The organism is Nocardioides sp. (assembly GCF_036374615.1).
Classification (GTDB): Bacteria; Actinomycetota; Actinomycetes; order Propionibacteriales; family Nocardioidaceae; genus Nocardioides.
In genome coordinates this window covers 25,308-38,735 of record NZ_DASUTK010000100.1, presented here as the reverse complement: position 1 = coordinate 38,735, position 13,428 = coordinate 25,308, and the positions used below count along the sequence as shown (strand labels likewise).

The 13,428-nt window shown below is 70.4% G+C and carries 14 protein-coding genes; 5 read left to right on the top strand and 9 right to left on the bottom strand.

Going from position 1 to position 13,428, the window contains the following annotated elements:
• Window positions 1-22 precede the first annotated feature (22 nt).
• Both VFZ39_RS08070 and VFZ39_RS08065 read right to left on the bottom strand, forming a co-directional pair.
• Window positions 23-946 (bottom strand): RNA polymerase sigma-70 factor, encoded by a 924-nt coding sequence (locus tag VFZ39_RS08070; RefSeq protein WP_330865220.1) that lies wholly within the window; start codon window positions 944-946, stop codon window positions 23-25.
• 70 nt (window positions 947-1,016) lie between these two features.
• The gene (locus VFZ39_RS08065; RefSeq protein WP_330865219.1) at window positions 1,017-1,532 is read right to left on the bottom strand and encodes a SixA phosphatase family protein; all 516 of its coding nucleotides are present in this window, start codon (window positions 1,530-1,532) and stop codon (window positions 1,017-1,019) included.
• 33 nt (window positions 1,533-1,565) lie between these two features.
• Here VFZ39_RS08065 and VFZ39_RS08060 point away from each other — a divergent pair, with 33 nt between their 5' ends.
• The 3 genes from VFZ39_RS08060 (at window position 1,566) to VFZ39_RS08050 (ending at window position 5,968) form a co-directional block, all read left to right on the top strand.
• A complete protein-coding gene (locus VFZ39_RS08060; protein ID WP_330865218.1) occupies window positions 1,566-2,534 on the top strand; it encodes a cyanophycinase in 969 nt (322 codons plus the stop codon).
• The gene (cphA, locus tag VFZ39_RS08055; RefSeq protein ID WP_330865217.1) at window positions 2,531-5,305 is read left to right on the top strand and encodes a cyanophycin synthetase; all 2,775 of its coding nucleotides are present in this window, start codon (window positions 2,531-2,533) and stop codon (window positions 5,303-5,305) included. The genes VFZ39_RS08060 and cphA overlap by 4 nt, the downstream gene beginning before the upstream one ends.
• Window positions 5,306-5,488: 183 nt before the next feature.
• Window positions 5,489-5,968: a hypothetical protein gene (locus VFZ39_RS08050; RefSeq protein WP_330865216.1), complete on the top strand. Its 480-nt coding sequence runs from the start codon at window positions 5,489-5,491 to the stop codon at window positions 5,966-5,968.
• A 53-nt stretch (window positions 5,969-6,021) separates the two neighbouring features.
• On the opposite strand, the gene VFZ39_RS08045 is transcribed toward VFZ39_RS08050, so the two are convergent.
• The 6 genes from VFZ39_RS08045 to VFZ39_RS08020 form a co-directional block, all read right to left on the bottom strand.
• Complete coding sequence (locus tag VFZ39_RS08045; RefSeq protein WP_330865215.1) at window positions 6,022-6,933, bottom strand: serine hydrolase domain-containing protein; 912 nt, start codon at window positions 6,931-6,933, stop codon at window positions 6,022-6,024.
• Window positions 6,930-8,633, bottom strand: coding sequence for a Mur ligase family protein (locus VFZ39_RS08040; protein WP_330865214.1), 1,704 nt, complete (start codon window positions 8,631-8,633; stop codon window positions 6,930-6,932). The genes VFZ39_RS08045 and VFZ39_RS08040 overlap by 4 nt, the downstream gene beginning before the upstream one ends.
• A gap of 60 nt (window positions 8,634-8,693) precedes the next feature.
• A complete protein-coding gene (locus VFZ39_RS08035; protein WP_330865213.1) occupies window positions 8,694-9,599 on the bottom strand; it encodes a hypothetical protein in 906 nt (301 codons plus the stop codon).
• A 227-nt stretch (window positions 9,600-9,826) separates the two neighbouring features.
• On the bottom strand, window positions 9,827-10,597 hold the full coding sequence (gene fabI / locus VFZ39_RS08030) for an enoyl-ACP reductase FabI (RefSeq protein ID WP_330865212.1): 771 nt from the start codon (window positions 10,595-10,597) through the stop codon (window positions 9,827-9,829).
• A gap of 2 nt (window positions 10,598-10,599) precedes the next feature.
• Entirely contained in the window at window positions 10,600-11,316 is a 717-nt protein-coding gene (locus VFZ39_RS08025; RefSeq protein ID WP_330865211.1) for a beta-ketoacyl-ACP reductase, read from the bottom strand.
• Window positions 11,317-11,374: 58 nt separating this feature from the next.
• Complete coding sequence (locus VFZ39_RS08020; protein ID WP_330865210.1) at window positions 11,375-11,587, bottom strand: dodecin; 213 nt, start codon at window positions 11,585-11,587, stop codon at window positions 11,375-11,377.
• Between the two features lie 73 nt (window positions 11,588-11,660).
• Between VFZ39_RS08020 and VFZ39_RS08015 the strand changes: the two genes are divergently transcribed.
• Both VFZ39_RS08015 and VFZ39_RS08010 read left to right on the top strand, forming a co-directional pair.
• Window positions 11,661-11,978, top strand: a complete 318-nt coding sequence (locus VFZ39_RS08015) for a DUF3099 domain-containing protein (protein ID WP_330865209.1) — start codon at window positions 11,661-11,663, stop codon at window positions 11,976-11,978.
• 187 nt (window positions 11,979-12,165) lie between these two features.
• Entirely contained in the window at window positions 12,166-12,384 is a 219-nt protein-coding gene (locus VFZ39_RS08010) for an acetone carboxylase (RefSeq protein ID WP_330865208.1), read from the top strand.
• Window positions 12,385-12,400: 16 nt separating this feature from the next.
• On the opposite strand, the gene moaA is transcribed toward VFZ39_RS08010, so the two are convergent.
• Entirely contained in the window at window positions 12,401-13,399 is a 999-nt protein-coding gene (moaA, locus tag VFZ39_RS08005; RefSeq protein WP_330865207.1) for a GTP 3',8-cyclase MoaA, read from the bottom strand.
• Window positions 13,400-13,428 lie beyond the last annotated feature (29 nt).

Sequence of the window (13,428 nt, the reverse complement as noted above, 5' to 3'; positions counted from 1 at the left end):
CCACTCGGGGACACGTGCGCGATCACCGCGAGCGGCGCCGGGCGTCGCGAGCCGCGTAGTGCAGGGCCCACGCGTCCGCCACCGGTCCCACGTGGCCGAGCTTGTCGGGGTTCAGCACGGCGCGGATCGTCTGGATCCGCCCGTCGAGCACGTCGAGCGTCCAGACCGTGACCACGTTGCCGTCGCCGTCGCGCATGATCGCGCCGGGCTGGCCGTTCACCACGTGCTGCTCGAACCCCACGCCGAGGTCCACCATCTCCGGGAACAGCACGAGCAGCACCCGCGCCACGTTGTCGGCACCGACCAGGCCCCGCGCGAGCTGCGGTGCCTTGCCACCGCCGTCGGCGACGAGCTGGACGTCCGCGGCCAGCAGGTCGCGGAGTCCGTCCATCGTGCCGTCCCGCATCGCCTCGAAGAAGCGGGCGGCCAGCTCCTCGCGTGCGCGACGATCGGCCTCGAAACGAGGGCGGCCGGCATCCATGTGCCGTCTCGCTCGGACGGCGAGCTGACGGCAGGCGTCCTCCGACCGATCGACTGCGGACGCGATGTCCGCGAACCCGAAGCCGAACACCTCCCGGAGCACGAACACCGCGCGCTCGAGCGGGCTCAACCGCTCGAGCAGGAGCAGCGCCGCCATCGAGACGGAGTCGGCGAGCTCGGCCGAGCGCTCCGGGTCCTCGTACGGGTCGGCCAGCAACGGCTCGGGGAACCACTCGCCGACGTACTCCTCACGCCGGACCCGCGCCGAGCGCAGCACGTCGATCGCGATCCGGGTGACGACCGTCGACAGGAACGCCTTCGGCGACTCGGGCTCCTCGGACGTCCGCTCGTAGCGGAGCCAGGTCTCCTGGACCGCGTCCTCCGCCTCGGTCACGCTGCCCAGGATGCGGTACGCGATGGCGAACAGCAGCGGCCGCAGCTCCTCGAACTGCTCGATCCGGTTCACGTCAGCCTCCTCGTCGACGGTTGCCCCATGACCAGTGGACGAGGCAGCCGGGCGGGATGTGACAGGCGGGTCAACCGCGACCCACGTGGAACGCGGTGAGCGTCGCGCCGGTGAAGCCGAGGTCGGCCCAGGGAACGGCCACGTCGAACACCGCCATCGCGCAGGTCGGGAAGCCCCCGGCGAGCAGCGCACCGGTCGCCTGCGCGTCGCCCTCGCCGTCGTCGAGCAGCTGCGCCAGCGTGCCCATCGTGGGGTTGTGGCCGACGACGACCACGGTGGACGCCTCGGTGGGCACTTGGCGCACCACGTCGAGCGCCGTCTCGGGCTCGGCGGAGTAGAGCGTGTCCGAGGCCTCGACCGGTGTGTCCCACCCGGCTCCCTCCCGCAACGCGTCGTAGGTCTCCAGGGCCCGGCGAGCCGACGAGACCAGGACGTGGTCGGGGTGGACGCCGGACGCAGCGAGCCAGGCGCCGCCCGCGGCGGCGTCGCGGGACCCGCGGGCGGCCAGCGGGCGTTCGCGGTCCGACGACCCCTGGGAGTCCGCTTTGGCATGCCGGACGATGACGAGGCGACGTGACTCCTGCACGGACTCACTCTTTCAGCCGCTAGCGTGGCTGTCATGCCGGGACCCCTCATGATCATCGGCGGCGCGGAGGACAAGCTCCGGAAACGCGCCATCCTCAAGGAGCTCGTGGCCGCCGCCGGCGGCCAGCAGGCCCGGATCGCGGTGATCCCGACGGCATCGTCGCTCGGAGACGCGGTGGTCGAGGTCTACGACGCCCTGTTCCGGTCGCTCGGGGCCGCCGAGGTGGTCGCGGTCCGACCGGAGACCCGCGAGGACGCCCACGACGAGGCGCTGCTGGACCAGCTCAGCTCGGCGACCGGCATCTTCATGACGGGTGGGAACCAGCTCAAGCTGTCCTCGATCGTCTGCGGTACGCCGCTGGGCGAAGCCATCCGGGACGCCCACGCGCGCGGCGTGATCGTGGCGGGCACCTCGGCGGGAGCCAGCATCCAGTCCTCGCACATGGTCGCCTTCGGCGGGCCGGGGGCTACGCCGAAGCAGCGGATGACCCAGGTCGCGGCCGGCCTCGGCCTGCTCCAGGACGCCGTGATCGACCAGCATTTCGACCAGCGCAACCGGTACGGGCGACTGCTGATGATCGTGTCCCAGTCGCCGCAGCTGCTCGGGGTCGGTGTCGACGAGGACACGGCGGCGGTCGTCACGGCTGAGGAGGGCCGGCGGCGCATGAGCGTCATCGGCAAGGGGGCGGTCACGGTCTTCGACCCCGCCCGGATGGTCACCAACGCCTTCGAGGCGAAGCGGTCCAGCCCGCTGCTCGCCAGCGGCGTGGTGCTCCACGTGCTGCCCGCCGGGTCCGTGTTCGACCTCGAGGACCGGGCACTCGTGCCACAGCCGGCGACGGTGGACCCCGAGGACGCTGCCGAGCTGGCGGACGCCCAGCGTGACATGCAGCAGATGGCGCGTGACATCGCTGCCGAGGACATCTCCCCAGGCACCCTGCGACGCAGGTTGGCGCGACGACGCAGCCGTTCCCAGTCCCACCAGGAGGAAACCCGCCGATGACGACACGCCCCACGCCCGATCTGACGATCGAGGAGACCCGCGTCTACCGCGGCGCCAATGTCTGGTCGTACGAGAAGGCGATCCACCTGGTCGTGGACCTCGGTCGGCTCGAGGAGTTCCCGACCGACACGCTTCCCGGCTTCACAGAGCGGCTGCTCGTGATGCTGCCCGGGCTCCGCGAGCACTCCTGCTCGCGCGGTCGGCGCGGCGGGTTCGTCGAGCGCCTGAACGAGGGCACCTGGCTCGGCCACGTCGCGGAGCACTGCGCGCTGGCGCTGCAGCAGGTGGTCGGCCACGACATCCGCCGGGGCAAGACGCGTGGCGTCAAGGGTCGCCCCGGCGTCTACAACGTCGTCTACGGGTACGTCGACGAGCAGGTGGCGCTGGCCGCCGGCCGGCTCGCCGTACGGCTGGTCAACCACCTCGTGGAGGGAGATCCGGAGCTCGACTGGGAGGCGGAGCTCGAGACGTTCATCAAACGTGCCGAGCGCACCGCCTTCGGACCCTCCACCCAGGCCATCGTCGACGAGGCGGTCTCCCGCGACATCCCCTGGATCCGGTTGAACCAGTACTCGCTCGTCCAGCTCGGGCAGGGCGTCCACGCCAAGCGGATCCGCGCGACGATGACGTCCGAGACGTCCTCGATCGCCGTCGACATCGCCTCCGACAAGGACCTCACCACCCGGCTGCTCGGCGCGGCGGGCCTACCCGTGCCGAAGCAGGACTCGGTGCGCACCGCCGACCAGGCGGTCTCGGTTGCCAGGCGGATCGGGTACCCGGTCGTGGTCAAGCCGCTCGACGGCAACCACGGCCGCGGCGTCTGCCTCGACCTGCAGGACGAGGCGGCGGTGCGCGAGGGGTTCGCGATCGCCCAGGAGCAGTCACGCCGCGGCTGGGTGATCGTGGAGAGCTTCGTGACCGGAAAGGACTATCGGTGCCTGATCATCGACGGTCGCATGGTGGCGATCGCCGAACGGGTGCCCGCACACGTCATCGGTGACGGCAGCGCGACCGTCGAGCAGCTGGTCGAGGACACGAACGCGGACCCGCGGCGCGGCGTCGGTCACGAGAAGGTGCTGACCCGGATCAAGGTCGACGAGGCGGCGGTCGAGGTCCTCGCGAGCCAGGGTCACACCCTGGAGTCGGTCCCAGAGGAGGGCGAGATGGTGAAGCTCGCGCTCACCGGCAACATGTCGACCGGCGGGATCTCGATCGACCGCACCTTCGAGGCGCACCCCGAGAACGTCGAGATCGCGGAGGAGGCTGCCCGCATGGTCGGCCTCGACATCGCCGGCATCGACTTCATCTGTCCCGACATCACCGAGCCGGTGCGCGAGACCGGTGGAGCGATCTGTGAGGTCAACGCCGCTCCGGGCTTCCGGATGCACACCCACCCGACGATCGGCGAGCCGCAGTTCATCGCCAAGCCGGTCGTGGACATGCTGTTCCCGCCCGGTGCGACGTCGCGGATCCCGATCGTCGCGGTGACCGGCACCAACGGGAAGACGACGACGTCGCGGATGATCTCCCACATCTTCAAGGGGATGGGCCGCAAGGTCGGCATGACGTCGACCGACGGGGTCGTCATCGACGAGCGGCTGCTGATCCGGGCCGATGCCTCCGGTCCCCGCTCGGCGCGGATGGTGCTGCAGAACCCACGGGTCGACTTCGCCGTCTTCGAGGTGGCCCGCGGCGGCATCCTGCGTGAAGGCCTCGGGTACGAGCGCAACGACGTGGCGGTGGTCCTGAACGTGCAGCCCGACCACCTCGGGCTGCGCGGCATCGACACGATCGAGCAGCTCGCGGACGTGAAGGCCGTGATCGTGGAGGCCGTGCCTCGTACGGGAGCCGCGGTCCTGAACGCCGATGACCCGCTGGTGCGCGAGATGCGTCGCAAGTGCAGCGGCGAGGTCGTGTGGTTCTCCATGGACGACCCCGGCAGTGACGTCCGCGAGATGATCGAGGCCCACTGCCGCCGCGGGGGCAAGGCGTTGGTCCTCAACCCGTCCGAGCGCGGCGAGATGATAGTCGTCAAGCACGGCCGTCGCGAGATGCAGCTGGCGTGGACGCACCTACTGCCCGCGACGTTCGGCGGTCGGGCTCGGATGAACGTCCAGAACACGCTGGCCGCGGCTGCCGCTGCCTTCGCCGCCAATGCCCCCCTGCACGACATCCGCCAGGGCCTCCGGACGTTCTCGACGAACTACTACCTCTCCCCCGGACGTCTCAACGAGGTGGAGGTCAACGGCGTCAACATCATCGTCGACTACTGCCACAACGCACCGGGCATGCGGATGCTCGGTGACTTCGTCGACCGCGTCGGCGAGTCGCTGTCCTCGTCCCACGACCTGGCGCGACCCTCGCGGATCGGCATCATCGCCACCGCCGGGGACCGCCGCGACGAGGACATGAAGGAGCTCGGCCAGATCGCGGCGGCTCACTTCGACGTCGTGATCGTCCGCGAGGACGAGTCGCTCCGCAGCCGGGAGCGGGGCGACGTCGCCGAGCTGGTCCGCCAAGGGGTGCAGGAAGCCATGACCGCAGGTGCGCGCTGCAAGCAGGTGGAGGTCGTGCTCGAGGAGATCGAGGCGGTGCGCCACGCGATGAGTCGCGCCAACAAGGGCGACCTGCTCGTCGTCTGCGTCGACAAGCATGCGGCCGTGATGAGCGAGCTGGAGAACTGGTCCAACCAGGCGTATCCCGGCGCCGGCGCGAGCGAGGACGCCCCGGCCGCCGACCCCGACTACGCGCCCGTCACGGCCGACTCCTGACGGGGACCTCGGGCTCGGGTCGACTAGACCTCTCGCCGTGCGTTGACATCCTGTGCCTGTCCTGGGGATTGACCCTCCGTGCTGGCGGACCGATGCTGGGCGAGCGGGTGTAACGGGGGGCACGCTCGGGCTCTGACTTCCTTTCGCAACCGCGCCAAGTGAAAGGGATTCAGGGGAACTCACATGATCAAGATCATCAAGATCGCGCTCGTCGCGTTCGCTGCTGTCATCGCCACGATGTCGGTGGCCCCGGCGGCACAGGCCGTCGGAACCGGCCACGAGGGCTGTACGCCCGGCTACTGGAAGAACCACACGGACAACTGGCAGGAGGCCGCACCCGGCGACCTCTTCGGCGCGGCGTTCACGAGTGCTCGCGCCAACGTGGCAGGCAAGACCCTGCTCCAGTCGCTCCAGGGCGGAGGCGGGTCGGGTGCCGACGGCGCTGCCAAGGTCCTGGCCCGCGCCGCGACCGCTGCCTTCCTCAACGCGGCCCACGACGGCGTCGGCTACCCGTGGCGCCGGGTCGGTGCCGGCGAGGACGGCCGGCCGGGTCTGGTGAGCACGGTGAACGCCGCCTTCGCCACCGGCAGCCGCGCCGCCATGCTCGACCTCGCCTCGAGGCTCGACACCGACAACAACCTCGCGGAGTGCCCGCTCAACTGAGCGGGCGCTGATGACTGCTGAGCGCTGACCGGTTTGGGGGGGCCGGTCAGCGCTCAGTTCTGTTCGAGGGCGTCGAGCGCGACGGCCTCGACACCCCGGTCGATCGCGGCCAGTGCCAGCGACGCGCGGCGACGCTCGGGATCCAGCACCACCATGCTGCGGAACCCGGCCGTGCCGCCGTTGTGCCACCAGAGCCCCGCGAGCTTGCCTCTCGGGATCGACTGCCAGGCGAGGACCGGTTCCACCAGCACCCGTTCCAGCGCCGCGCCGAGCGGTCCCTCAGGCGGTGCGAGGTGCGCCTCGAGATAGGCGAGCAGGTCGTTGCCGGTCGACCAGAGGGCACCCGCGCCTGCCAGTGCGTCGAACTCCCATGCGACCGTGCGTGGCTTGCCGAGGCGCTTGTGGCCGATGGCCAGCCGCGTCCGTTGCTCGTGGCTGGGTGCCGCGGTGGTGTCGACGAGTCCGAGCGGTGCGCAGATCTCGCGGTGCACAAGGGCGTCGTACGACGTTCCCGCGGCGTGAGCGAGGGCATGGCCCAGCAGCCCCATTCCCAAGTTGGAGTACCGCAGTCGCCCGCGTCGGCGCGGCCGGACCCGGAGCAGGTCGTCCGCGAGCTGCTGGTCGCCGTACTCGCGGTAGGGGTCGTCGTCGAAGGTGAGCGCCTTGCGCCACATGCTGCGGGGGACGCGGGGCAACCCGGACCGGTGGGTCGCCAGCTCACCCACCGTCACCGGCCGGTCACCGCCCACGGGCGCGGCGCTGGGAAGCAGGTCGGCGACCGGCGTGTCCAGGGTCAGCTCGCCGCTGACGAGGCGCCGGGCGAGGAGCAGGGCGGTGAACGTCTTCGTGACGGAGCCGATCTGGAACAGCTGGTCGGGCGGGAAGGGTGCGGGTCCCCGCAGGTCGAGGTGACGCTCGCCGCCGATCGACGTCGCGACCACGAGCGGGCCCGGATGGCGCTTCATGCACGACCCGTCGCGCGAACCTTGTCGGCCAGCTCCTCGGGGCTGTCAGAGGTACCCCCGTGCTCGGCGATCCAGGTGTAGACGGCGTCCCGCTCCGCATGGCACATCAGGCCCACCACGTCGCCAGGCCCCGCCTGCGCGACCAGTGCGGCGAGGCCCTCGACCTCGGTCGGGTACGCCGGCACGTCGGCGACGCCCACGCGTTCCGTCCCGGCGCGCAGCAGTGCCTCGAGCTCCCCCTCCGTGCGTCCTCGCAGATAGCGGTGCTTGTGGCAGATCGCCACCACGTCGCTGCCCATCGCGCCGATCTCGCCCAGCCGCTCGATCAGGTCGTCCTGCCGGTCACCGACCGCACCCAGCCCGAGCAGTAGCCGGGCGCCCGGCCGCCGTACTCCAGCCATGACCTCCAACAACGCCTCGAGCCCGGCCTCGTTGTGGGCCAGGTCGACGATCACCGTCACGCCGTGCGCTTCCCCCGCAAGGCTGAAGATGTTCATCCGACCCGGGTTGTGTTCGGCGTCGGTCCGGAACGTCCGAAGACCGGCCACCACCACGTCCCGCGAGATGCCCACCGCCAGTGCGGCCGACGCCCCGGCCAGTGCGTTCTCCACGTTGAAGCGGGACAGGCCGGCGAGCGTCATGGGCACATCCACCAGCTCCACGAGCGGGTCGACCTCACCGCGCGAGTCGAGCACCGACACCCAGCCGTCGATGACCGTCGTCGCCCTGCCACCGCCGTGCGACAACACCTCGCGGATCGCGGGACTGTCGGGGTCGCGGGAGAACACCCACGGCTGTGCCCTCACGACCGAGCGCATCGCGAACACGCGGGGGTCGTCGGCGTTCAGGACCGCCCACCCGTCCTTGCGAGTGATCCGCGGGACCACGGCCTTGACCTCGGCCAGCTGGTCCACCGTGTCGATCCCCTGGAGTCCGAGGTGGTCGGCAGAGACGTTGGTGACCACCGAGACGTCGTTGCGCGTCAGGCCGATCCCCTTGAGCAGGATGCCGCCGCGCGCGGTCTCCGTCACGGCGAGCTCGACGTCGTCATGGGCGAGCACCCGACCGGCGCCGCTGGGTCCGGAGTAGTCGCCGGCCTCGACCAGAGCTCCGTCGACGTAGATCCCGTCGGTGCTCGACCAGCCGACGCGCCGGCCGTCGGTGCGTGCGATGTGGGCGATCAGTCGGCTCGTGGTGGTCTTGCCGTTGGTGCCGGTCACCGCCACGACCGGGATTGTGGGCGTGATCGTGCTCGGCGCCTCCCCCGGCTCGGCGGAAGCCACTGCTGCTGCCGCCCGGGCGACGACCTCCTCCACACCGACGCCCGGTACGGCGTCGAGGACCTCGGCCACGGCTCGGCCCATGACCTGGGCGCGCTCCCGGTGGCGCCACGGGTAGGCGACCACCAGCCGGTGCGGGTCGCCGGTCGGACGCACCCGGACCGCCAGCCGGGACGTCCCGCTCTCGGCGGCGATCGTCCGGACCAACCGGGCGATGGCCCTGGCAGCGAACCGTTGCCGGAAGCCGGTGTCGGGCTCACCCGGGCGCGCCCCCTTCAGCCCGATCCGCCGGGCGAACCGGACCACCGTCTCGTCGGACGCCGACGCCAGCGGGGAGATGTCCAGCGTCAGCTTCACCGCCGCGCGCGGGAAGTACAGGTTCGGGCCCTCGAGGACTCGGAGCTCGACGAGTGAGGTCACGCGCGGGACGCTACCGAACCCGGTCGCGCGGGTCAGCGGTGAGCCAGGGACTAATCCACGTCACGAAGCGGTCCCGTCCTCACCGCCAGCACGTCGACCGAGGCGCTCACACCCGATGACACGGTGAAGACGGGTGAACAACGTCCGCCACCGGTCTCCGAACTCGGGAGGCGGGCCATCATATCCACGGCTGACCAGTTCGCGGTGGACCTCGCGAGCCACACTCCTCGCCCGAGCCAGCTTCTCCTTGGTCACCTGGACGTAACCGAAGTCGTGCCGGCGCATGACTGCGTAGCGGCTGATGTCGGAGACGTACTGGCCCCGGTCCGCCTGATGGTGAGACCCCTCGTACTCCACGACGACTCGCCACTCGAGAAGCACCAGGTCGCCGATGACAATGGAGTCCTCGATGGGGAGGCGACGATTCACTTCCGGCACGGGCAGCCCGGCGAACTCCACAATGGCTCGTGTTTCTGACTCGGGGAGCGAGCGAGCATCGCCATCGAGGTGATCGAGCACCCAGAGCGCCTGATCGGCTCCGTCGCGCCATTGCTCGGCCAGCGCGAGGTCGTGCAGCTCGCCCACGGTCATGTGCCCGTGGTACAGCAGCCAGTCACCGACCTTGATCGCATCGATGACTCGGGCTCGCCCGCAGAAGGAGATGAATGCGGCAGCCGGGATCACGCCCTCCCCGTCGGTGGGCGGGAGCCGCTTGGTCCGGTGCAGGAAGATCTCGTCGAACGCGAGGTGGAGGTCTCCCTCGACCACGAAGCGCACAGGGAAACGGGGTCCGAAGTCGAGTCCCAGCTGTTGGATCCGGGTGATGCCGGTCAGGTGTGCACGTGACGGGAGGGCGAGACGAGCGGCCAACACCCAGTCATCGTCGGTCATGACGTGGTCGCGGTGCCGGTAGATCCGCGGCAGGATGCGGATGAAGCGGCGGCCGCGCAACATGCGTCCGGTCACTCCGGAAGCCTCCGCCTCACTGCGGCTGAAAGGTCGGTGCAGCAGATGCTCGGGGACCGGTCTCATGGGTCCCATCCCACTCGAACGGGGCGACAGCGCTCGGCGTCCCTGTGGACGACGTGGCACGCCCACCTGTCTGTGCAGAGCGACCGTCCCCGCGCGGTGGATCAGGGACCGAACCACGCCCTCATTCGGTCCCGTACTCACCGCCGCTGGGTGACCCGAGCTCAAGCCCCGATCGCGTGGAACCCACCGTCGACGTGCACGATCTCGCCGGTGGTGGCGGGGAAGAAGTCACTCAACAGGGCACATACGGCGCGCGCGGTCGGGTCGTGGTCGCCCTCGTCCCAGCCGAGCGGCGCCCGGTCCTTCCACAGCGACTCCAGTCCTTCGAAGCCGGGGATCGCCTTGGCCGCCAGCGTCTTGAGCGGTCCGGCGGACACCAGGTTGCAGCGGATGCCTTCGGGACCGAGGTCACGAGCGAGGTAGCGCGAGGTGGACTCGAGCCCCGCCTTGGCCACGCCCATCCAGTCGTACGCCGGCCACGCCGTGGTGGCGTCGAAGGTGAGGCCCACGATCGAGCCGCCCGATTCCATCAAGGGGCGGGCCGCCACGGCCAACGCCTTCAGCGAGTACGCCGAGACCTGGACCGCCTGCGCGACGTCCTCCCACGGACCGTCGAGGAACTTGCCGCCGAGCAGGGTCTCGGGGTTGCCGTACGCGATGGAGTGCACGACGCCGTCGAGACCGTCCACGTGCTCGCGCACCGCCTCCTCGAGCCCGTCGAGGTGGGACTGGTCGGTCACGTCGAGCTCGAGCACCGGGGGTTCGCTCGGCAGCCGCTTCGCGATCCGCCGGGTGATGCCGAGCGCGCGCCCGAAGTTGGAGATCAGCACGGTCGCGCCCTGCTCCTGTGCGACCCGCGCAACGGCGAACCCGATGGAGGAGTCCATCGTGACTCCCGCGACCAGGATCCGCTTGCCGTCGAGAATGCCCATCGTCAGTGCCCCATTCCAAGTCCGCCGTCGACCGGGATCACGGCTCCGGTCACGTAGCCGCCGCCCTCGCCGGTCAACCACAGCACCGCCGCGGCGACCTCCTCCACGGTGCCGTACCGACCCAGCGGCACCTGCTCCATGATCGACTTCTTCTGGTCGTCGGACAGCACCGAGGTCATGTCGGTGTCGACGAAACCGGGCGCCACCACGTTGGTGGTGATCGAGCGTGACCCGAGCTCTCGCGACAGCGAGCGCGCCAGGCCGACCAGGCCGGCCTTGGACGCGGCGTAGTTGACCTGCCCCGCCTGGCCGGTGAGGCCGACCACCGAGGAGATCAGCACGATCCGCCCCTTCCGCATCCGCAGCATGCCCTTGGCCGCCCGCTTGGCGAGCCGGAAGGATCCGGTCAGGTTGGTGTCGATGACCCTGGACCAGTCGTCCTCGCTCATCCGCAACAACAGCGTGTCGGCGGTCACGCCGGCGTTCGCCACCAGCACCTCCACCGGCCCGTGCGCCTGCTCGATCTCGGCGAACGCGGCCTCGACCGCCTCGGGATCGGTGATGTCGCACGTCAGGGCGAGGGCACCGTCGGGGCCGCCGCCGCTCCGGCTGGTGACCGCTACCTGGTCGCCCCGGGCGAGGAAGGCCGAGGCGATGGCGTGGCCGATGCCACGGTTACCGCCGGTGACGAGCACGGATCTGGGTTCTGGGTCGCTCACGGTCAACGACGCTAGTGATTACCGACGGGTAGCCCGAAACCGTCCGCGCCCGAGGGAGCTACTCGTCCTCGAGCCGGAACCCGATCTTCATCCCGACCTGGACGTGCTCGACTCCTCCGTCCTTGACCTGTCCGCGGATCTGGGTGACCTCGAACCAGTCGAGGTGGCGCAGCGTCTGCGCGGCCCGCTCGATGCCGTTGCGGATGGCGTGGTCGACTCCCTCCGGGGAAGTGCCGACGATCTCGGTGACGCGGTAGGTGCGGTTGGACATGATTACCTCCGGCTCCGGCCGGGCGCCTGGTGGCAGCCCTGGGCCGTCGATGGTAGCGACGTACGATCACGGTATGACGCGCCAGCGCGTGGCCCACGGCAGGGCTGTCCGGATCACCACCGCGCCGCTGAGCCGTCAGGAGGAGATCGCGCAGCGACAGCGCCGGTACGTGCTGTCGATGTCGCTGCGGACCGTGTGCTTCGTCGGCGCCGTCGTGGCCGACGGCTGGCTTCGATGGGTCCTGGTCGCGGGGGCAGTGGTGCTCCCGTACGTCGCCGTGGTGATGGCCAACGCCGTGTCTTCGAAGTCCGACGGGTTCGCGCTGAGACGCGACCCCGAACCACGAAATGAGTTGCCGAACCCTACTGATTCCGAAGGATCTGACAGGTAGGACAGTATTTGACTTCCTGCCCGGAAGGCCGGACACTCGAAGCCGAACTGTGTCTCCCCCGTCGCAGTTCACCGCGGTGCCGGGCGCCTATTGTGGCGCTCCGGCACCGTGCCATATTTCCAGGCTGTGCTTCATGGGCGGGAGGGCCGGTCCAGGTCCGCTCGCGTCGTGCTGGGACGATGCCGAGATGGCAGCCGAGGACATCCCGACGTGCAGCGCCAAGGGGTGCCAGCGGTCGGCGAGCTGGGGCCTGCTGTGGAACAACCCGAGGCTGCACACGCCCGACCGGCGCAAGGTCTGGCTCGCGTGCGACGACCATCGTTCGACGTTGGGCGACTTCCTGACGGCGCGACAGTTCCTGCGCGACGTGGTGCCGCTCGCCGAGATCCCCGACGACGCCGGTTAGCGCAGCGGCTGCGGGGTCACCCGCCGATCGCCGACATCGGGCGGTCGGGCTGGAGGAACGTCGGGTCGTCGATGCCGTGACCGGCGCGCTTGCCGAGCATCGCCACCACCCAGCGCCGGGCGAGATCCTCGTCGTCGGCGCCCGCCCGCATCGCCGTGCGGAGGTCGGACTCCTCGCGCGCGAACAGGCAGTTGCGCACCTGCCCGTCGGCGGTGAGCCGCACCCGGTCGCAGTCGCCGCAGAAGGGGCGCGTCACCGAGGCGATGACACCGACGGTGGCCGGACCGCCGTCGACGGTGAACAGCTCGGCCGGGGCGCTCCCCCGAGGCTCGGACGCCGGGGTCAGCGTGAACCGCGTCGCGAGCCGGTCGAAGATCTCCTCGGCGGTCACCATCTCGGCCCGGCTCCAGTCGTGCTGCGCGTCCAGCGGCATCTGCTCGATGAACCGCAGCGCGTAGCCGTGCCCGATCGCCCACTCCAGCAGCTCCGGCGCCTGTTCGTCGTTGACGCCACGCAGCAGGACGGCGTTGATCTTGACGGGCGTGAGGCCGGCATCGCGGGCCGCAGCCAGCCCGGCGAGCACGTCGTCGAGCCGGTCGCGTCGCGTGATCGTGTGGAAGGTGTCACGCCGGATGGTGTCGAGGCTGACGTTCACCCGGTCCAGCCCGGCGTCCGCCAGCGTGCCGGCCATCCGCTGCAGACCGAGGGCGTTGGTGGTGACGCTGAGCTCCACGGCGGGGTCGATCGCGCGCGTCCGTTGCACGATGTCGACGAGCCCGCGCCGGATCAGCGGCTCGCCACCGGTGAAGCGCACCTCGCGGATGCCGAGCAGCCGGATGCCGATCCCGACCAGCCGCACCACCTCGTCGTCGGTGAGGATCTCCTGGCCCGGCAGCCAGTCCAGGCCCTCGGCCGGCATGCAGTAGGAGCAACGCAGGTTGCACCGGTCGGTCAGCGAGACCCTGAGGTCGGTCGCGACCCGCCCGAAGCGGTCCGCCAGTGCAATGGGCTCCATCCCACCGAGTCTAGGGCTCCGGTGGTGGC